The sequence below is a fragment of the Micromonospora sp. NPDC049114 genome, assembly GCF_040648635.1.
GTDB lineage: Bacteria > Actinomycetota > Actinomycetes > Mycobacteriales > Micromonosporaceae > Micromonospora.
Genome location: NZ_JBEZEA010000001.1, coordinates 154,105 through 173,954, shown reverse-complemented (window position 1 = coordinate 173,954; position 19,850 = coordinate 154,105). Strand labels below are relative to the sequence as shown.

Below are 19,850 nucleotides of genomic sequence, written 5' to 3'. Positions count from 1 at the left end.
GTGCCGGGGTGGGGGAATCCCACCCCGGCACCGTCGCATGGAGCCCACTCCGCCCTCCGGTCTCTGACAACCCGGCCGTACGCTGAACGGTGATGGCTTACCTGGATCACGCGGCGACGACTCCGATGCTCGACGAGGCACTGGAGGCGTACGTCGCTACCGCCCGCGAGGTCGGCAACGCGTCCTCCCTGCACGCGGCGGGTCGTCGTGCCCGTCGCCGGGTCGAGGAGTCGCGCGAGCGGGTGGCCGCGGTGCTGGGCGCCCGGCCGTCCGAGGTGATCTTCACCGGTGGCGGTACGGAGAGCGACAACCTCGCGGTCAAGGGCATCTTCTGGGCCCGCCGGGGCGCCGGCCCCGACCGCCGACGGGTGATCTCCAGCGCCGTCGAGCACCACGCCGTGCTGGATTCGGTCGACTGGCTCATCGAGCACGAGAGAGCCGAGGTCGGCTGGCTGCCGGTGGACTCCGCCGGTCGTCTCGACCCGGAGACCCTGCGTGCCGAGCTGACCGCGCATGCCGACCGGGTGGCCCTGGTCACCGCCATGTGGGCCAACAACGAGGTCGGCACCGTACAGCCGGTGGCCGAGCTGGCCGCCGTCGCCGCCGAGCACGGCGTGCCCTTCCACACCGACGCCATCCAGGCCGTCGGTCAGGTGCCCGTCGACTTCGCCGCCAGCGGGGCCGCCGCGCTCACCGTCACCGGGCACAAGCTGGGCGGCCCGATCGGGGTGGGCGCGCTGCTGCTCGGCCGGGACGTCGCGGCCGTCCCGCTGCTGCACGGTGGCGGCCAGGAACGCGACGTCCGTTCCGGCACGCTGGACACCGCGGGCATCGTCGCCTTCGCGGTCGCCGTCGAGACGGCAGTGAAGGGCCAGCAGGAGTACGCGGCCCGGGTCGCCGCGCTCCGCGACGATCTGATCGAGCGGGTCCGTCGGGCGGTGCCCGAGGTGGTCTACAACGGTGATCCGACCGACCGGCTGCCCGGCAACGCGCACTTCTCCTTCCCGGGCTGCGAGGGCGACGCCCTGCTGCTCCTGCTGGACGCCCAGGGCATCGCCTGCTCAACGGGTTCGGCCTGCTCGGCGGGAGTGGCCCAGCCCTCGCACGTCCTGCTGGCGATGGGCGCCGACGACGACCGCGCCCGTTCCTCCCTGCGTTTCACCCTCGGCCACACCAGCACCCAGGCCGAGATCGACGCCCTCGTCGCAGCCCTCCCGGCAGCAGTGGAACGAGCCCGCCGAGCAGCAGCCCCCCGCACCCCCCGCTAACCCCCTGGTGCAGACCCGGGCGGCTAGCCCCCGTTGATCATGAAGTTGTTGCCGCGACACGCCGATCGGCAGGACAACAACTTCATGATCGACGCGCTGGGGGCGTGGGCGCTGGGCGTGGGGGTGGGGGTTGGGTGGGCTGGTGGTTAGGGTTGGTGGGGGAGGGGATTGCTGGTGAGAGTTCTGGCGGCGATGTCGGGCGGGGTTGACTCGGCCGTGGCGGCGGCGCGGGCGGTGGCGGCCGGGCATGACGTGACAGGCGTGCACCTGGCGCTGGCCCGCAACCCGCAGACGTACCGGACCGGGGCGCGCGGCTGCTGCACCCTGGAGGACTCCCGGGACGCCCGTCGGGCCGCCGATGTGATCGGCATCCCGTTCTACGTGTGGGACATGGCCGACCGTTTCCACGAGGACGTGGTCGACGACTTCGTGGCCGAGTACGCCGCAGGTCGTACGCCGAATCCGTGCCTGCGCTGCAACGAGAAGATCAAGTTCGCGGCGGTGCTGGACCGGGCGGTGGCCCTGGGCTTCGACGCGGTGGTCACCGGCCACCACGCCCGGCTCGGCCCGGACGGGCTGCTGCGCCGCAGCGTCGACGTGGCCAAGGACCAGTCGTACGTGCTGGCGGTCCTCACCCGCGAGCAGCTGGACCGGTCGATGTTCCCGCTCGGCGACTCGACGAAGGCGCAGGTCCGCGCGGAGGCCGCCGAGCGCGGCCTGGCGGTGGCCGACAAGCCGGACTCCCACGACATCTGCTTCATCGCCGACGGCGACACCCGCGGCTTCCTCGCCGGTCGGCTCGGCGAGGCGCCCGGCGACGTCGTCGACGCGAGCACCGGCGCGGTGGTCGGCAGTCACACCGGCGCGTACGCCTACACCGTGGGGCAGCGTCGCGGCCTGCACCTGGACCGGCCCGCCCCCGACGGCCGGCCGCGCTACGTGCTCTCCATCACGCCCAAGACCAACACGGTCACCGTCGGTCCGGCCGAGGCGCTGGAGGTCTCCCAGGTACGGGCCACCCGCCCGGTCTGGACCGGTGGCCCCCGTCCGGCCGCGCCGGTCGAGTGCGAGGTGCAGTTGCGCGCGCACGGTGACGTGGTGCCGGCGACCGTCGACCTCGACGGCGACACGCTGCACGCCGAGCTGCGTCGGCCGGTCCGCGGTGTGGCTGCCGGGCAGGCCGTGGTGGCGTACCGACCGGACCCGGCCGGCGACATCGTCCTCGGCTCCGCGACCATCACCGGCTGACCGGGCCCTCGGCGCGTGGTCGCCGAGCGGCCGGCGCGGCCAGCGGGATAGCCTTCGGCCGTGACAGATCAGGCGTGGCCCTGGCCGGCCGGCGCGGCGACCGGTATCGGTTCGCTGCCCGGCACCGACATCGCCGAGGCCCAGCGGGTCGTCCTCGGTGAGCTTCCCGAGCTGCCGCACCTGCCCGAGCTGCCCGCACGTGGCCCCGGCGCCGACCTGATCGGCCGCAGCGCCGGGCTGCTGGTCGAGCTGCCCGTCGAGCTGTACACCGGGCGTTGGCGGGTCGCCCCCCGCCCCGGCCGCGACCTGCGCCGGGCCCGGGACCTGATGGAACGCGACCTGGACCAGCTCGCCGAGCAGGCCGAGGGGTACGCCGGCCCGATCAAGGTGCAGGCCGCCGGCCCGCTCACCCTGGCCGCCTCGCTGGAACTGCCGATCGGCGGCCGGCTGCTGCGTGACACCGGCGCGGTCCGCGACCTCACCGGCTCCCTCGCCGAAGGGCTGCGCGGGCACGTCGCGGCGGTCGCCCGACGGCTGCCCGGGGCGTCGGTGCTGCTGCAACTGGACGAGCCGTCGCTGCCGACCGTGCTGGCCGGTCGGGTGCCCACCGAGAGCGGGCTGGGCGCGTACCGGGCGGTGGAGTCAGCGAACGCGGCCGCTCTGCTGCGCACTGTCGTCGACGCGGTGGGCGTACCCACTGTGGTGCACTGCTGCGCCCCGCAGGTGCCGCTGGAGCTGATCCGTTCCACCGGCGCCGTCGCGGTCGCCCTCGACCTCGACCTGGTCACCGACCTGGACCCGCTGGGCGAGGCCATCGACGCGGGCCTCGGACTGCTGGCCGGCGCCGCACCGACCCGGCCGCCGTCGGCCGGTGGCGCACCGACGTCCGCGCAGGTCGCCGACCGGGTACGCCAGATCTGGGACCGCCTCGGCTTTCCCCGTCGGCAGCTCGCCGAGCAGGTGGTCGTCACCCCGGCGTGCGGCCTGGCCGGAGCCACCCCCCAGTACGCCCGGGCGGTGCTCGCGGCCTGCCGGGACGCCGGCCGCCGGTTCACCGAGGAGTGACGTTTTCCTGTCGTACCCCGTGGGCAGGATGACGGTCATGATTGGACAGCTACGTTCAGTGGTGATCGACTGCCCCGATCCGCGGGCGCTGGCCGCGTTCTACTCCGAGCTGCTCGGCATCGCCCTGTTCGAGGCCGAGGGCGAGCCCGATGACGAGTGGGTGGTGCTGGGCGGCCCGCCCGGGCACCAGCCCCGCCTGGCGTTCCAGCGGGCACTCAACCTGCGGCCGCCGGCCTGGCCGGACCCGGAGCGCCCCCAGCAGTTCCACCTGGATGTGACGGTGGACGACATCGAGAGCGCCGAGAAGGCGGCGCTCGCGCTCGGTGCTCGGCGGCTGCCCGGCGAGGGCGAGGGCTTCCGGGTCTACGCCGACCCGGCCGGCCACCCGTTCTGCCTCTGCTGGGACTGAACATGGCGTGGGTTGCGGCGGCCCGGCATCATGGCCGCCGTGATCCACTCCTCTCCGTCGCGCGCCTCCGGTTCGCTCTTCGGCCTCGCCTACGGCGACGCCCTGGGCAAGCCCACCGAGTTCCTGACCGTCGCCGAGATCCAACGCCGCTACGGCCCGACCGGCCCGCGTGAGCTGACCGGCGAGCCGGCGCTGGTCACCGACGACACCCAGATGGCGCTGGCGGTGGGTTGGGCGCTGCACGAGGCGCCGTCGCTCACTCCGCAGGCGGTGGAGCCGCTGCTGCGACAGCGTTTCGTGGCCTGGTCGGTCAGCCCCGACAACAACCGCGCCCCCGGGATGACCTGCCTACGCGCCTGCGCCGACCTGGGCCGAGGGCTGCCCTGGCAGGAGGCGACGATCGCCGACTCCAAGGGCTGCGGCGCCAACATGCGCGTGACGCCGGTAGGGATGCTGGACGCCGACCTCGACACACTGGCCGGACTGGCCCAGTTGCAGGCCGGCCTCACCCACGGCCACCCGACCGGGTTGGCCGCCAGCGACCTCACCGCGTACGCGGTCTTCGCCCTGCGTGGGGGCGTCACGCTCGCGGAGCTTCCCGCGACTCTCACCGAACGGGCGCGGTCCCAGCGCCGCGTCTACCACGGCGAGTGGCTGGGCGATCTCTGGCGGCGCCCCGGGGTCGACACGCCGGAGGACTTCATCGCTCGCGGCTGGGACGAGTGCCTGGCGGCGCTGCGCCGACTGACCGTCGCCCTCGCCGAGCCGGACGACGGCGGCGACCCGTGCCGGGCAACGGGGGAGGGCTGGGTGGCCGAGGAGGCACTGGCCACCGCGCTGTTCTGCGCCGTACGCCACGTTGACGACCCGGTCGCCGCGCTGGCCCGGGGCGCGACCACCGCCGGCGACTCCGATTCGATCGCCGCCCTGGCCGGCGCCTTCGTGGGCGCGGCCACCGGGATGGCGGCCTGGCCGCCCGGATGGGCCGACCGCATCGAGTACGCCGACCAACTCGCCACCCTCGGTGCGGCCTGGGACTGACCGACCGTCCCCGGGTCGGGGTGGGGTGATCGACTCGGGTTCCTTGAAGTCGGGGTGTTGCTGGCGAGCGGACACCCCGGGTTCCTGGAATCCGAGTCGATCATGGGTGCGGGGCCGGGGTGGCCTGCGGCCGGGGTGGCCGGTGGCCCGTGGCCCGGTGTCAGCTGGTGGGTAGGTGGCGCAGGCTGCGGACCTTGCGCCACAGGTCGGCGTCACAACGGCCGGCGCGGTCGGCGAAGTCGGCCGAGCCGATCCGGATCGGCTCGGTCAGGCTCAGGTAGCTGTCGTGCTCGGCGCCGGGATCCCAGTCCCGGGTGGGAATCCGGACGTGGTCGTCCCGGTCGCTCTTGTCCTGACTGGTGATCTTCAGAACATCGGCGCCCCGGGAGTCGGCACGCAGCACCAGGCAGGGCCGCACCTTCGAGCCGCTGCCGTCGACGTACGGCACGTCGGCCCACCAGATCTCGCCGGCCGCCGGAGTGCCGGCCGCCCGATCGGTGTCGCGGGAGCGCGGCGTGGTGGACGGCCGATCGGTGCCGCGTGGCCTCGGCGGCGCGGGACGACGACCACCCGTGCGGGTCGGGGCGCCGCGGCCAGGTCGGTCGGCCGAGCGTCGGCTGTTCGCCCGGTGCCGCCAACTGTTCCACGCCCAGCCGGCGGCCACCGCCAGCAGGATCGCCGCCGCCCAGAGCAACGCCCGGGTCATCGCCACCTCCGCGTCAGGGCGGCACGCCGGCCGCTTCGTTCGGCGATCCTCGCACGTCACCGCCCCTGCCGCCCGCCGACGACACCGCCGCCCGCGCCGGCCGGACCCTTCCCGCCTGCGGGCCTCCCGCCCGCGCCGGCCGGCCGGGCCCTCTCGACTGCGGGCCGACGGCCTGCGCCGCCCGTGATCCACTCCACATCGCCGAGGTGGGGGCATCAGGGCGCTCGGACACCCCCAGGTCGGCGACCTGGAGTCGATCAACGGCCGGCGAGTCCGGCGTCGATCGCCGTTCGGCGACGGGTGGGGCGTCGCCGCGCCCCGGGGGCGTGGCCGGGTTGGGCGGGGCGTCGCCGGGTTGGGCGTCGCCGGGCGGGGCGTCGCCGGGCCGCGGGGTGGTACCGGTGGCGCAGGTGGGCGTCGGATTGTCACCCCGGACCGATACCGTGCCTTAGTAGCGTGATCAGGGAGGTCGCAGGCGTGTCCGAAGGTGGCGGGGTGTCCGAGGAGCAGATCGGTCAACAGGTCAGCCCGGCTCAGGAGGCGGCGGCCGGCGCGGAGCCGACGCCGCAGGCGCGGGAGCGGCACGCCACGCTGAGCCGTGAGCTGACCGAGCATCAGTACCGCTACTACGTGCTGGACTCGCCGATCGTCACCGATGCCGAGTTCGACAAGCAGTTGCGTGAGCTGGAGGCGTTGGAGGAGGAGTTCCCGGCGCTGCGGACGCCGGATTCGCCGACCCAGCGGGTGGGCGGCACGTTCTCCACCGACTTCACGCCGGTCACGCACGCCGAGCGGATGCTCTCGCTCGACAACGCCTTCGCCGACGAGGAGTTGGCGGCCTGGGCCGAGCGGGTCGAGCGGGACGCGGGCGGGCCGGTTCCCTACCTCTGCGAGTTGAAGGTCGACGGTCTGGCGATCAACCTGACCTACGAGGCCGGTCGACTGGTCCGGGCGGCCACCCGTGGCGACGGCCGCACCGGCGAGGACGTCACCGCCAATGTGCGCAGCATTCGGGACGTGCCCAGCCAGCTCGCGCCGTCCGCCGAGTTCCCGACGGTGCCCGAGCTGCTGGAGGTCCGGGGCGAGATCTACTTCCCGGTGGCCGGGTTCGCCGACCTCAACGCGAGCCTGGTCGAGCAGGGGCGGGCGCCGTTCGCCAACCCGCGTAACGCCGCCGCCGGCAGTCTGCGGCAGAAGGACCCCCGGGTGACCGCCTCCCGACCGTTGCGTCTCGTCGTGCACGGCATCGGCGCCCGCCGAGGGTTCCAGCCCACCGCGCAGTCGGAGTCGTACGCGGCGCTGAAGGCGTGGGGGCTGCCGACGAGTGACCGGTGGCGGGTGGTCCCGGATCTGTCCGGCGTGGCGGAGTACATCGCCTACTACGCCGAGCACCGGCACGACGTCGAGCATGAGATCGACGGTGTGGTGGTCAAGGTCGACCCGGTTTCCATCCAGGGTCGCCTGGGCTCGACCAGCCGTGCACCCCGCTGGGCGATCGCCTTCAAGTACCCGCCGGAGGAGGTGACCACCAAGCTGCTCGACATCGACGTCAACGTGGGGCGCACGGGTCGGGTCACCCCGTTCGCCGTCCTCGAACCGGTGCGGGTGGCCGGTTCCACCGTCGCGCTCGCCACCCTGCACAACGCCCGCGAGGTCGAGCGCAAGGGTGTGCTGATCGGCGACACGGTGGTGCTGCGCAAGGCCGGCGACGTGATTCCCGAGGTGCTCGGCCCGGTGGTCGATCTGCGGCCCGCCGACGCCCGCCCGTTCGTCATGCCGACCACCTGCCCGGCCTGCGGCACCCCGCTCGCGCCGTCCAAGGAGGGCGACGTCGACATCCGGTGCCCGAACACCCGCAGTTGCCCGGCCCAGCTCCGCGAGCGGGTGTTCCACCTCGCCGGTCGTGGCGCGTTCGACATCGAGGTGCTGGGCTACAAGGGCGCGGCGGCGCTGCTGGACGCGGAGATCATCGCCGACGAGGGTGACCTCTTCCAGCTCGACGCCGACCAGCTGTCCCGGTCACCGTTCTTCGTCAACAAGGACGGCAGCCTCGGCAGCAACGCGGTCAAGCTGCTCGACAATCTGGCCGTCGCCCGGGAACGCGACCTGTGGCGGGTGCTGGTGGCGCTCTCCATCCGGCACGTCGGCCCCACCGCCGCCCAGGCGTTGGCCCGGCACTTCCGCTCGATGGAGGCCATCGACGCCGCCAGCGAGGAGGAGCTGTCCTCGGTCGACGGGGTCGGGCCGACCATCGCGGCCAGCATCCGGGAGTGGTTCGCCGTGGACTGGCACCGCGAGGTGGTCCGCAAGTGGGCCGAGGCGGGCGTACGGATGGCCGAGGAGGCCGTGGACGAGGGCCCGCGCCCGCTCGAAGGGTTGACGGTCGTGGTGACGGGCACCCTCGCGGGCTTCTCGCGCGACCAGGCCGCCGAGGCCGTGCAGACCAGGGGCGGCAAGGTCAGCGGGTCGGTCTCCAAGAAGACGAGCTTCGTCGTCGTGGGGGACAATCCGGGTTCCAAGGCCGACAAGGCGGCCAGCCTCAAGGTGCCGGTGCTCGACGAGGACGGGTTCCGGGTGCTGTTGGACGGCGGTCCGGACGCCGCGCGGGAGGTCGCCCGGGTGGAGGGCTGACCGCGGCGACCTGCCGACGCGGCGGCCCGTCGCGTATACCAACTTAATTACGACTACGACCGATTCGTGACTGTCATACCGGGAAACCCGGGGCCGAGGGCGTTTCATTGGTTCACGGCGTGCTCATCGGCACGTCGACAGTTCCTCGGGAGGTGTGATGGAGGTCGCCGACCCGCGCAACTCCGTCCCACCTGGGCGGGTGACGCCGTTCACCGCCTTCGTCGTCGGCATCCTGGTGGTCGCGGCGGTGACCGCCACGGGTCCACTGACGACGCTCCCCGACGAGCTGCCCCACCTACCTGTGGCGTTCTGGACGATGGCCGCCCTCGCGGTGGTCTGCGACGCGCGCCCGTTCGTCCCGCCGGGGCGACGGCAGACCTCGGCGGTCTTCCCGTCCACCTGTTTCACCTTCGCGATCCTGCTCGGTTGGGGGCTCGGCCCGGCGGTGGCGGTGCAGGCCGTGGGGGTGATCGTCTCTGGTTGGCGGATGCGCCACGCCGCGTGGCGGACCGCGTTCAACGTCGGCCAGTACGCTTGCGCCCTCGCCGCAGCGTACGGCGTCATCCACCTCGGGCCGGGCACCGTCTTCGACGGCGGTCGCCTGCACGGCACCGACGTGGCAGCCGTCGGCGGGGCGACGTTGGCCTGGTTCGTCGTGAACTACGGCCTGGTGAGCTGGGCGGTACGACTGCGCTTCGGCGGCCGCTGGTGGCCCACCGTCCGTCAGGGCGTCGGTTTCGAACTGCTCTCCACCGGCTCGCTGCTGCTGCTCGCCCCGGTGCTGGTCGCGGCCGCCCGTCTCAGCGCGGCGCTGATCCCGCTGGTCCTGGTGCCGCTCTTCGCCGTGTACCGGATGGCCCGGCTGACCGTCGAGCAGCAGCACCTCGCCGCCGCCGACCCGCTGACCGGCCTGCCCAACCGCAAGGCGTTGCTGGCCGAAGTGGCCGAGCAGGTGCACCTGCACGCCGAGCGGACCGCCCGCGGCGAGCCCGGCGGGCACCTGGCGCTGCTGCTCATCGACCTGGACCGCTTCAAGAACGTCAACGACGCGCTCGGGCACGCGGTGGGCGACCGGCTGCTGGTCGAGGTCAGCGCCCGGCTCACCGACGTGGAGCCTCGGCCGCAGATGATCGCCCGGCTGGGTGGGGACGAGTTCGCCATCGTGATGACCGGGCTGACCGACGCCAGCCAGGCGCGTGAGATGGCCGACCGGGTGGTCGGGGCGCTGGCCGAGCCGGTGCCGTTGGACGGGTTGCCGTTGGACGTCGGCGGCTCCATCGGGATCGCCCTCTTCCCGGAGCACGGCGAGGACTTCGCCACGCTGATGCGGCACGCCGACGTGGCGATGTACGACGCGAAGCACCGCAACGACACGGTCGCCGTGTACGCCCCGGAGTCGGACCACAACTCGGCCGAGCGGCTCGGTCTGCTCGCCGACCTCCGCCGGGTACTGGAATCCGGCCCGTCGGCACCCGAGCCGGGTGAGCCCGAGCGGACGGCAGACGTACCCCTCGCCGTGGAGGCCGAGGTGCGCGGCGGTGACGGTGCGGCGCTGCCCACCCCGGCGGCGGCCAAGGCCGCGCCGCATCCGGGCGGTGCGCCGGTGCTCGGCCCGGCGTCGCCGGCGGGCGTGCGCTGGTGGGGCCGCCGGCGACGGTCCGGCGCCGAGCTGCTGCACGACGACGAGCTGATCAACCGGATCGCCACCGCCGCCGACCCGATCCGGGGCCGCAACAGCCGCGCGACGATCCCCGGCACCCGTTCCGGCCCGTTCCGGGATCGGCACGCCGGTGGCCAGGGGCGGCGGTCGCCCAACGGCGGCGCGGTGCCACCGCCGGGCCGGGACCGTCGGGGGCGCGACGGCGGGTCGGCTCCCGAGGTGCAGGCGACCGAGTCGACCGGGTGGGTGCGCGACGGCGGCGAGCCGGTCGACGACGCCGGTGAGATCACCATGTACTACCAACCGCAGATCGCCATCGCGACCGGCGAGGTCGTCGGCGTCGAGGCCCTGCTGCGCTGGCGGCACCCGCGCCGGGGCATGGTCGACCCGGAGGAGCTGATCCGGGTCGCCGAGCAGAGCGCGGTGATGCGGCTGCTCACCCGGCGAGTGGTGGACGACGTGGTGGAGCAGCTCGCCAAGTGGTCGGCGGCCGGCATCGGGTTGCGTGCGGCGCTGAACGTCAGCGTGCGGGATCTGCACACCGGCGAGATCGCCGACCAGATCGCCGACCGGCTGGCCAGCTACGGGGTGCCCGCCGAGCGGCTGCAACTGGAGATCACCGAGGGTGCCCTGATGGCGGATCCGCGCCGGGTGTTGGCCACCATCTCCCGGCTGCACCGCATCGGGGTGGCCATCGCGCTGGACGACTTCGGCACCGGCTACTCGTCCCTGCAACATCTGCGCCGGCTTCCGCTGTCCGAGGTGAAGGTGGACCGGTCGTTCGTGCTCGGCATGGCCGAGGACGCCGACGACGCGGCGATCGTCCGGTCGATGATCGAGTTGGCGGGCGCGTTGGGGCTGCGGGTGGTCGCCGAGGGCGTGGAGGACGAGCGGACCTGGCGGATGTTGTACGCCGCCGGCTGCGACGCCGCCCAGGGCTGGTTCTACGCCCGGCCGATGCCCGCCGAGGAGCTGGTCACCTGGCTGGCCCGCTACCGGCCGGTCCGCCCGACGGGTGGCCCCGAGCCGGAGGCCGGCCGCCGGTCGACCCGCTGACCCACCCGAGCAGCCGGCGGAGGGGGCGGAACAATAGACTCGCTCCGGTCACCGCGCGTCACGCCGCACGCGTCGCGCGCCGGCACACCGCCCGACCAGCAGGACATCAGAAGGGGGCACGGATGGCCGCCATCTCCCGCGAGGAGGTCGCGCACCTGGCACGCCTGTCGCGGCTCGCCGTCACCGAGGAGGAGCTGGACACCTTCGCCGGCCAGCTCGACGTGATCCTCCAGGCGGTCGCCCAGGTCGGCGAGGTCGCCGCCGCGGACATCCCGCCGACCTCGCACTCGGTGCCGCTGACCAACATCTTCCGCGAGGACGTCGTCACGCCGTGCCTGACTCCGCAGGAGGCGCTGTCGGGTGCGCCGGACGTCGAGGACCAGCGGTTCCGCGTCCCGCGCATCCTGACCGAGGACGTGGCCTCATGAGCGGACGTGCACGGGCGACTGGCGTCGCGGAGCGAAGCGGAGGGACGGCATGAGCGACCTGACCAGAATGACCGCGACGGAGATCGCCGCGCTGGTCGCCGGCGGCGAGACCTCCGCCGTCGAGGTGACCCGGGCGCACCTGGACCGGATCGCCGCAGTCGACGAGCAGGTGCACGCCTTCCTGCACGTCGACACCGACGGCGCGCTCGCCGCGGCCCGCGACGTGGACGAGCGCCGCGCCGCCGGCGAGGTGCTGGGCACCCTGGCCGGAGTGCCGGTCGCGGTGAAGGACGTGCTCGCCACCCGTGGCGTGCCGACCACCGTGGGGTCGAAGATCCTGGAGGGCTGGCGCCCGCCGTACGACGCGACGATCGTCCAGCGGCTGCGCGAGGCCGGCACGGTGATGCTCGGCAAGACGAACATGGACGAGTTCGCCATGGGCTCCTCCACGGAGTACTCGGCGTACGGCCCGACGCACAACCCGTGGGACCTGAGCCGGATCCCGGGCGGCTCGGGCGGTGGCAGCGCTGCCGCGCTGGCCGCGTACGAGGCACCGCTGGCGATCGGCTCGGACACCGGCGGCTCGATCCGCCAGCCCGGCGCGGTCACCGGCACCGTCGGCGCGAAGCCCACCTACGGCGGCACCTCCCGCTACGGGCTGGTCGCGTTCTCGTCGTCGCTGGACACCCCCGGCCCGTGCGCCCGCAACGTGCTCGACGCGGCCCTGCTGCACCAGGTGATCGCCGGGCACGACCCGCGTGACTCGACCTCCATCCCGCAGCCGTTGCCGGACGTGGTGGCGGCGGCGAAGCTGGGCGCGACCGGCGACCTGACCGGTGTGCGGCTCGGCATCGTCAGCGAATTCATCGGCGAGGGCGCCGAGCCGGGCGTGATGGCGGCGTTCCGCGAGTCGGTGGACGCGCTGACCAAGATGGGCGCCGAGGTCGTCGAGGTCTCCTGCCCGACGTTCGCGTACGCGCTGCCGGCGTACTACCTGATCGCCCCGAGCGAGTGCTCCTCCAACCTGGCCCGGTTCGACGGCGTCCGGTTCGGCCTGCGGGTCGGCGACGACGGCAACCGGTCGCTGGAGGAGGTCATGTCGCTGACCCGGGAGGCCGGTTTCGGTCCCGAGGTCAAGCGCCGCATCATGGTCGGCACGTACGCGTTGTCGTCGGGCTACTACGACGCGTACTACGGGCAGGCGCAGAAGGTCCGTACGCTGATCACCAGGGACTTCACCGCCGCGTTCGAGCGGGTCGACGCGTTGATCTCGCCGACCACCCCGTTCACGGCCTTCCCGATCGGCGCCCGCACCGCCGACCCGTACCAGATGTACCTGGCCGACCTGTTCACCATCCCGACCAACCTGTACGGCGGGCCGGGCATCTCGGTGCCCTGCGGCCTCTCCGAGGGGCTGCCCGTCGGCCTGCAGGTGATGGCCCCGACGATGGCCGACGACCGGATGTACCGGGTCGCCGCCGCGCTGGAGTCCGCGGTCGGCACGTTCACCCCACCGGCACTGTGAGGCAGGAGCCCAGATGACGACGACGCTTCCCGCGTACGACGAGGTCGTCGCGCGCTACGAACCGGTGATCGGCCTGGAGACCCACGTCGAGTTGGGCACGAACACCAAGATGTGGTGCGGCTGCCCGACGGATTTTGGTGGCGAGCCGAACACCCGGGTCTGCCCGGTGTGCCTGGGTCTGCCGGGGTCGCTGCCGGTGGCCAACAAGGCGGCCATCGAGGCGATCATCCGGATCGGCCTGGCGTTGAACTGCTCGATCGCCGAGTGGTGCCGGTTCGCCCGCAAGAACTACTTCTACCCGGACATGCCGAAGAACTTCCAGATCAGCCAGTACGACGAGCCGATCTGCGTCGACGGCTACCTGGACGTCGAGGTGAACGGCGAGACGGTACGCATCGAGATCGAGCGGGTGCACCTGGAGGAGGACACCGGCAAGACGCTGCACGTCGGTGGCGCGACCGGCCGCATCCACGGTGCGACCGAGTCGCTCGTCGACTACAACCGGGCCGGCATCCCGCTGGTCGAGATCGTCACGAAGCCGGTGACGGGCACCGGTGCGCTCGCCCCCGAGGTGGCCAAGGCGTACGTCACCGAGCTGCGCGACGTGATCCGTACGCTCGGGGTGTCGGACGTGCGGATGGAGGAGGGTTCGCTGCGCTGTGACGTGAACACCTCGCTCAACCTGCCGGGCCAGGAGTGGGGCACCCGCACCGAGACCAAGAACGTGAACTCGCTGCGGTCGGTGGAGCGGGCGGTCCGTTCGGAGATGCTGCGGCAGGCGTCGGTGCTGGACGCGGGCGGCCGGATCACCCAGGAGACCCGGCACTTCCACGAGGACACCGGCGACACCACGCCGGGGCGCTCGAAGGAGACGGCCACCGACTACCGGTACTTCCCGGAGCCGGACCTGGTGCCTGTCGCACCGGACCCGGCCTGGGTCGCCGAGCTGAAGGCCGCCCTGCCGGAGCTGCCCCGGGTGCACCGGCGTCGGCTCCAGGAGCAGTGGGGCCTGTCCGACCTGGACATGCAGTCGGTGCTCAACGCCGGCGCGGTCGAGCTGATCGAGGCCACCGTGGCCGCCGGCACCACCCCGGCGGCGGCCCGCAAGTGGTGGCTGGGCGAGCTGTCCCGGCGGGCCAACGAGAGCGGCGTGGAGCTGGCCGACATCGGCGCCACCCCCGCTCAGGTCGCCGAGTTGCAGGGTCTGGTCGACGCGGGCAAGCTCAACGACAAGATGGCCCGTACGGTGCTGGAGGGCGTGGTCGACGGTGAGGGCTCGCCTACCGAGATCATGACCAGCCGTGGCCTGGAGGTCGTTTCGGACACCGGCGCGCTCACCGCCGCCGTGGACGAGGCGATCGCCGCGAACCCCGGCATCGCCGACAAGATCCGTAGCGGCAAGGTCGCGGCGGCCGGCGCCCTCGTCGGCGCGGTCATGAAGACCACCCGTGGTCAGGCCGACGCGAAGACCGTCCGTGAGTTGATCCTGGAGCGCCTCGGCGTCCAGGGCTGATCCGCAGGGACGAACACCGCTGGCGCAGTGAGCGCCGGCGGTGTTCGTCGTGCACCCCGCCACCCCTCGTGTGGGCGTCAACGGCGACGCCCGGATGGAGCCACCGTGAACCAGCACGACCTCGATGTCCTCGACGAGATCCAGCGGCGGGTGCTCTGGCTCGCCACCCGGATCGTGGACGCCGCCAACCACGACCGGGCCACCGGCGACGGGGTGAAGGTCGGCGGCCACCAGGCGTCCAGCGCGTCCCTCGTCACGGCGATGACCGCGCTGTGGTTCCAGCACCTGAACGCCGAGGACCGTGTCGCCGTCAAGCCGCACGCCTCGCCGGTGTTCCACGCGATCCAGTACCTGCTGGGCAACCTGGACCGCTCGTACCTGCCCCGGCTGCGGGCCCGGGGCGGCCTCCAGTCGTACCCGTCGCGCACCAAGGACCCCGACGAGGTGGACTTCTCCACCGGCTCGGTCGGCCTGGGCGCGGCGGCGCCGCTGTTCGCCGCCGCCACCCGCCGGTACGTCGACGCGCACTTCGGCGCCCGGCCGCACTCCCGGTTCGTGGCGCTGATCGGCGACGCCGAGCTGGACGAGGGCAACATCTGGGAGGCCGTCGCCGACCCGGCCACCACCGGGCTGGGCAACGTGATGTGGCTCGTCGACTTCAACAGGCAGTCGCTGGACCGGGTGGTGCCCGGCATCCGGATCAAGCAGTGGCGGGGTCAGTTCGAGGCGGCCGGCTGGCACGTCGTGGAGGTCAAGTACGGCCGCCGGCTCGCCGAGGCGTACGCCCGGCCGGGTGGCGGGGCGCTGCGCGACTGGATCGACGCGATGCCCAACGAGCAGTACCAGTCGCTGTTCGGGTTGACCGGCCCGGCCCTGCGCAAGCAGTTCCTGGACGGTGCGCCGGCCGAGGTGGGCGCGTTCGTGGCGGGCATCGACGACGAGGAGCTGCGCCCGCTCGTCACCGACCTGGGTGGGCACGACCTGTCCGCGATGCTCGACGCGTACGCCCAGTGCGACGCGGTCACCGACCGGCCCAGCGTCGTCTTCGCGTACACCGTGAAGGGTTGGGGGTTGCCCATCGCCGGCAATCCGCGCAACCACTCGGCGCTGCTCAGCACCGAGCAGGTCGACGCGCTGCGGGCCGCGCAGGGCCTGACCGCCGAGACCGAGTGGGACCGCCTCGACCCGGCGTCACCGGCCGGCATCCAGGCCGGCGCCCGCCGCGAGGCGCTGTCCCGCGCGCCGCGCGAGCGCGCGCTGGGGGTCACCGTTCCGGAGAGCACGGGAGTACGCGCCAACAAGCCGATCTCCACGCAGGAGGTCTTCGGTCGGGTGCTGGTGGACCTGGCGCGGGACCGGGAGGTCGGCCGCTACCTGGTGACCACCGCCCCGGACGTGGCCACCTCCACCAATCTTGCCGGGTTCATCAACAAGACCGGGGTGTTCGCCCCCACCGAGCAGCGTTCCTGGACCGAGGACCGGATGCTGCGCTGGACCGAGAGCCCGTCCGGGCAGCACATCGAGCTGGGCATCTCGGAGATGAACCTGTTCCTGCTGCTGGGTCAGCTCGGCCTGTCGTGGGACCTGTCGGGGCAGCCGCTGCTGCCGGTCGGCACCGTCTACGACCCGTTCGTGCTGCGCGGCCTGGACGCGTTCCTGTACGGCACGTACTCCGGTTCCCGGTTCGTGGTGGCCGGCACCCCGTCGGGCATCACCCTCGCCCCCGAGGGCGGCGCACACCAGTCCACCATCACCGCCTCCGTCGGCCTGGAACTGCCCGGGGTGACGTTCCTCGAACCGGCGTACGCGGGCAGCCTCGACTGGCTGCTCTGCGACGCGCTCGGGCAGATCGCCGGTGGGGTGACCCCGGCCGCGACCGCAGCGCCGACCGAGGACGGGGCGTACTACTTCCGGCTGAGCACCCGCCCACTGGACCAGGCGCCGTTCGAGGCGGCCCGGGCCCGGCTCGGCGACGCGGTGCTGCGCCGCCAGGTGGTCGCCGGGGCGTACCGGCTGGTCGACGCGCACCAGGCGTACCCGCACCTGGCCGACGCCCCGGTGGTGCAGCTGGCCGCCTCCGGCGCGGTGCTGCCGGAGGTGCTGGCCGCCGCCGCGGAGCTGGCCGAGGAGGGCGTCGCCGCGCACGTGGTCGACGTGACGAGTCTCGACCGGCTCTACCGGGCCTGGCAGCGCACCCTGCGTCAGGGCGTACGGACCGCGACCGTGCCCAGCGTGCCGGGCGCCCTGCGGTCCGCGTTCGCCGACCGGGTGCCGGTGGTGACCGTGCACGACGCGGCGTCGCACGCGATGGCCTGGCTCGGGTCGGCGCTCGGCGCCCCGGCGGTGCCGCTCGGGGTGGACGAGTTCGGCCAGTCCGGCAGTGTGGCCGACCTGTACGAGCTGCACGACCTGATGCCGGGCAGCATCGTCAACGCCGCCCTGGCCGCGCTCGCCCTCCGCTGACGCGCCCCGTCCGCCCCGGCCCGCGCTCAGCGGGTCGGGGTGGGGGTGACCGACGCGGGAGTGCCGGCGTTCGGGTCCTGCACGATGTGGCGTTCCAGGTTGACCTGGGCCTGGCCGGTGCCGCCGACGGTGATGTCGTCGTACGCCTGGAGCATCTTCTGCGGGTCGAAGTAGAGCACTGTCATGGACAGCGGGGTCGGCTTCTCACCCTCCAGCCCGCGCAGCCCGGCCCCGCCGGTCGAGCCCTCCACGAACAGGGTGGTGGGCTGCTGGCCGGGGGCCTGCGGCAGCTTGGAGACCTGCCGGGCGTGGGTGTGCCCGGCGAGCACCAGCGGGCAGGTGCCGGCGAGCGGCCCGGCGGACGCCGGGTCGTGCACCAGCGCGATGTTGACCGGCCGGGGCGAGCTGCGCACCGTCGCGGCGAGCTGCGTACCGACGCCGATCACCTGGTCGGCCACCTCCTGGGTCAGCCCGCTGCCGGCCGGTGAGGTGTTCTTGTCCGGGGTGAAGCGCGGGTCGCCGATACCGGCGATGGTCAGCCCGGCGACGGTGGTGGTGGAGTTGTTCAGCACTATCGCGTTCGGCTGGCGGGCCACCGCCGCGGCGGTCTTGCCCGAGTCGTGGTTGCCGCGGATGAACACGTACGGCTTCTTGAGCAGGCTGATCGAGCCGACGAAGGACGCCTCCGGCTCGCTGCCCCAGTCGGTGATGTCCCCGGTGTCGATGACCACGTCGATGCCGAACTGCTCCACCACCGTGCGGATCAGCTGCCAGCCGGTCGGGTTGAGGTGCATGTCGGAGACGTGCAGGACCCGGGTGGTGCCGGGCGCCGGCTCCAGCACCGGCAGCGCCGACACGGTCGTGTAGAGCTGGCTGACGTTGCCGACGATGCGTTGCAGCTGCTCGGCGTACTTGGTGTAGTCGTTGGCGATGCGGCGTGCGTCGCCGACGATGGCGGGGGCGTTGACCAGCAGGCCCTCGTAGCGCGGCTCCTCGATCGCCTGGGGGCGCAGGGTCGCCGCGGCCGTGCCGAGGCTGCCGGCGGTGACCAGCAGCGCCAATCCGCCCGCCCAGGCGGTACGCCGCACATCGCGGAAGATCAACCCGGCCAGGATGAGGGTGACCAGCACCGCCGAGGCGAGGGTCCGCAGGCCCAGCCGCATCACCCCCGAGCGGACGTCCTCCACGGCGCTCTGGCTGGCTCGGCTGATGCTCGCCGGGTCGTCGAGCAGCGCCTCGGTGCGTCCCTGGTCCAGCGCGCCCAGCCGCACGGTGAGGTGGGTCGGCCCGCTGTGGCTGTCCAGCAGCAGGGCGCCGAGCGGTGGCACGTCGATCGTCGTCCCGCCCTCGCTGGCCGGGGAGAGGGTGAGGTTGGCCCGGAACGGGCCGATGTCGGTGTTCACCCGCCCACCGGCCAGCACCCCGAGCACGGCGCCGGCCAGGGCCACCACGAGCACCGCGAGGATCACACCCGTGCGCCGCACCGGCCCGCCGGGCCTACCGATCCGCCGGCGCGACGGGCGCGACGGCTCGCCACCGGTCACCGGGTCACCCCGGCCCTCGGCGTCGTCGTGCTGCTCGTCGCGTTGCCCGTCCATGCTGAGATTCTGACCTGCCCGTCGGAAGATCTTGGCAAACCCGCGCGGAAGGTGACGCAGGTCAGCTGCGACCGCCGTCGCCGCCGGCGAAGACCACCCGCAGGAGGCGGTCGTCGTCGGCCGCCGGGTCACCCCGCCCGTCGTGGTTGGAGGTGCTCACCCAGAGCGAACCGTCCGGCGCGGCGGCCACCGCGCGCAGCCGACCGTACCGGTTGGTGAGCAGCTCGCTGGGCTGCCCGAGCAGCGTGCCGGTGTCGGTCAGCTCCATCACCCAGAGTCGCTTGCCGCGCAGGCAGCCGGTGACCAGCAGCCGGTCCGTCGCCGCGAGCCCGGAGCAGGACGCGTCGGCCGTCGCCCACTGCGTGATCGGGTCGGTGAACCGCTTGTCGCCGGCCCGCCCCTCGACGTCCGGCCACCCGTAGTTGCCGCCCTTGGTGATCTGGTTGATCTCGTCCCAGGTGTTCTGGCCGAACTCCACGGCGTACATCCGCTTGGCGTCGTCCCAGGCGAAGCCCTGCACGTTGCGGTGACCCAGCGACCAGACCGGGGAGCCGGGGTACGGGTTGCCCGGCGCGGGCTTGCCGTCGGCGGTGATCCGCAGGATCTTGCCGCCGAGGCTCTTCGTGTCCTGTGCGTTGGGGCGCTCGCCCGCGTCACCCGTGCTGACGTAGAGCTGCCCGTCCGGGCCGAAGCCCAACCCGCCACCGTTGTGCACGTTCGCCTTCGGGATGCCGGTGAGGATCGCTGTGGGTTGGCCGCCGAGTTGCAGGCGGGCGACCCGGTTGTCCTGCTCGGCGGTGTAGTAGACGAAGACCGTCCGGTCCCGGGCGTAGCCGGGGGAGACGGCGATGCCGAGCAGGCCACCCTCGCCCGCCGCCGCCACGTCGCTGATCGTCTGCACGACCCGCACCCGCAGCCCGTCCGGGCCGGACTCGGGACCGACCTGGAGGATCCGGCCGCTGTCCCGTTCGGTGACCAGCGCGCCGCCGTCGGGCAGGAACGCGATGGCCCACGGCACCCGCAGCCCCTTGGCCAGGACGGTTGTCACCGCCTGCTGGCCCGCGCCGCCGGCGCTCGCCGGCGCCGACGGGGTCGGCAGGTTGGGCGGCTCGCCCGCCGGGTCGGGCTCCGGCTCGCCGAAGCTGCAACCCGTGGCGAGCAGCAGCGCCGCGCAGGACGCCGCGAGGACCACCCGGAGGCGGCGGACGCGAGAATACGGGAGACGGGCTCTCACCCGGC

Annotated in this window: 14 protein-coding genes; 11 read left to right on the top strand and 3 right to left on the bottom strand. The window is 73.3% G+C overall.

Annotated features, from left to right (window positions below):
• Positions 1–92 precede the first annotated feature (92 nt).
• The 5 genes from AB0B39_RS00790 to AB0B39_RS00770 all read left to right on the top strand — a co-directional run bounded on the left by AB0B39_RS00790 (position 93) and on the right by AB0B39_RS00770 (position 5,031).
• Entirely contained in the window at positions 93–1,268 is a 1,176-nt protein-coding gene (locus AB0B39_RS00790; RefSeq protein ID WP_357494148.1) for a cysteine desulfurase family protein, read from the top strand.
• A gap of 174 nt (positions 1,269–1,442) precedes the next feature.
• Positions 1,443–2,516, top strand: a complete 1,074-nt coding sequence (mnmA, locus tag AB0B39_RS00785; RefSeq protein WP_357494150.1) for a tRNA 2-thiouridine(34) synthase MnmA — start codon at positions 1,443–1,445, stop codon at positions 2,514–2,516.
• Between the two features lie 60 nt (positions 2,517–2,576).
• Positions 2,577–3,581: a methionine synthase gene (locus tag AB0B39_RS00780; protein ID WP_357573153.1), complete on the top strand. Its 1,005-nt coding sequence runs from the start codon at positions 2,577–2,579 to the stop codon at positions 3,579–3,581.
• A 37-nt stretch (positions 3,582–3,618) separates the two neighbouring features.
• A complete protein-coding gene (locus AB0B39_RS00775) occupies positions 3,619–3,990 on the top strand; it encodes a VOC family protein (protein ID WP_357573152.1) in 372 nt (123 codons plus the stop codon).
• 30 nt (positions 3,991–4,020) lie between these two features.
• Positions 4,021–5,031, top strand: a complete 1,011-nt coding sequence (locus tag AB0B39_RS00770; RefSeq protein ID WP_357573757.1) for an ADP-ribosylglycohydrolase family protein — start codon at positions 4,021–4,023, stop codon at positions 5,029–5,031.
• Positions 5,032–5,191: 160 nt separating this feature from the next.
• Here AB0B39_RS00770 and AB0B39_RS00765 read toward each other — a convergent pair whose 3' ends face one another.
• Positions 5,192–5,737, bottom strand: coding sequence for a type II toxin-antitoxin system PemK/MazF family toxin (locus AB0B39_RS00765; RefSeq protein ID WP_357573151.1), 546 nt, complete (start codon positions 5,735–5,737; stop codon positions 5,192–5,194).
• A gap of 495 nt (positions 5,738–6,232) precedes the next feature.
• Between AB0B39_RS00765 and ligA the strand changes: the two genes are divergently transcribed.
• From ligA to AB0B39_RS00735, 6 genes are all read left to right on the top strand, one after another.
• Positions 6,233–8,368: an NAD-dependent DNA ligase LigA gene (gene ligA / locus AB0B39_RS00760; RefSeq protein ID WP_357573150.1), complete on the top strand. Its 2,136-nt coding sequence runs from the start codon at positions 6,233–6,235 to the stop codon at positions 8,366–8,368.
• Between the two features lie 157 nt (positions 8,369–8,525).
• A complete protein-coding gene (locus tag AB0B39_RS00755) occupies positions 8,526–11,084 on the top strand; it encodes an EAL domain-containing protein (RefSeq protein ID WP_357573149.1) in 2,559 nt (852 codons plus the stop codon).
• Between the two features lie 122 nt (positions 11,085–11,206).
• Complete coding sequence (gene gatC / locus AB0B39_RS00750) at positions 11,207–11,512, top strand: Asp-tRNA(Asn)/Glu-tRNA(Gln) amidotransferase subunit GatC (protein WP_210906830.1); 306 nt, start codon at positions 11,207–11,209, stop codon at positions 11,510–11,512.
• Positions 11,513–11,561: 49 nt separating this feature from the next.
• Positions 11,562–13,037: an Asp-tRNA(Asn)/Glu-tRNA(Gln) amidotransferase subunit GatA gene (gene gatA / locus AB0B39_RS00745; RefSeq protein WP_357573148.1), complete on the top strand. Its 1,476-nt coding sequence runs from the start codon at positions 11,562–11,564 to the stop codon at positions 13,035–13,037.
• A 13-nt stretch (positions 13,038–13,050) separates the two neighbouring features.
• Complete coding sequence (gatB, locus tag AB0B39_RS00740; RefSeq protein WP_234581317.1) at positions 13,051–14,550, top strand: Asp-tRNA(Asn)/Glu-tRNA(Gln) amidotransferase subunit GatB; 1,500 nt, start codon at positions 13,051–13,053, stop codon at positions 14,548–14,550.
• 105 nt (positions 14,551–14,655) lie between these two features.
• Complete coding sequence (locus tag AB0B39_RS00735) at positions 14,656–17,013, top strand: pyruvate dehydrogenase (RefSeq protein WP_357573147.1); 2,358 nt, start codon at positions 14,656–14,658, stop codon at positions 17,011–17,013.
• Positions 17,014–17,039: 26 nt separating this feature from the next.
• Here AB0B39_RS00735 and AB0B39_RS00730 read toward each other — a convergent pair whose 3' ends face one another.
• Complete coding sequence (locus AB0B39_RS00730; RefSeq protein ID WP_234581315.1) at positions 17,040–18,611, bottom strand: metallophosphoesterase; 1,572 nt, start codon at positions 18,609–18,611, stop codon at positions 17,040–17,042.
• 61 nt (positions 18,612–18,672) lie between these two features.
• Complete coding sequence (locus tag AB0B39_RS00725; protein ID WP_357494166.1) at positions 18,673–19,845, bottom strand: PQQ-dependent sugar dehydrogenase; 1,173 nt, start codon at positions 19,843–19,845, stop codon at positions 18,673–18,675.
• Positions 19,846–19,850: the final 5 nt, after the last annotated feature.

Excerpts from the sequence above, each read along its gene's own strand:
- AB0B39_RS00790 (WP_357494148.1), top strand. The coding sequence starts at position 93 with ATGGCTTACCTGGATCACGCGGCGACGACTCCGATGCTCGACGAGGCA.
- AB0B39_RS00775 (WP_357573152.1), top strand. The coding sequence starts at position 3,619 with ATGATTGGACAGCTACGTTCAGTGGTGATCGACTGCCCCGATCCGCGG.
- AB0B39_RS00770 (WP_357573757.1), top strand. The coding sequence starts at position 4,021 with ATGGCCGCCGTGATCCACTCCTCTCCGTCGCGCGCCTCCGGTTCGCTC.
- AB0B39_RS00765 (WP_357573151.1), bottom strand. The coding sequence starts at position 5,737 with ATGACCCGGGCGTTGCTCTGGGCGGCGGCGATCCTGCTGGCGGTGGCC.
- AB0B39_RS00755 (WP_357573149.1), top strand. The coding sequence starts at position 8,526 with ATGGAGGTCGCCGACCCGCGCAACTCCGTCCCACCTGGGCGGGTGACG.
- gatC (WP_210906830.1), top strand. The coding sequence starts at position 11,207 with ATGGCCGCCATCTCCCGCGAGGAGGTCGCGCACCTGGCACGCCTGTCG.
- gatA (WP_357573148.1), top strand. The coding sequence starts at position 11,562 with ATGAGCGACCTGACCAGAATGACCGCGACGGAGATCGCCGCGCTGGTC.
- gatB (WP_234581317.1), top strand. The coding sequence starts at position 13,051 with ATGACGACGACGCTTCCCGCGTACGACGAGGTCGTCGCGCGCTACGAA.
- AB0B39_RS00730 (WP_234581315.1), bottom strand. The coding sequence starts at position 18,611 with ATGGACGGGCAACGCGACGAGCAGCACGACGACGCCGAGGGCCGGGGT.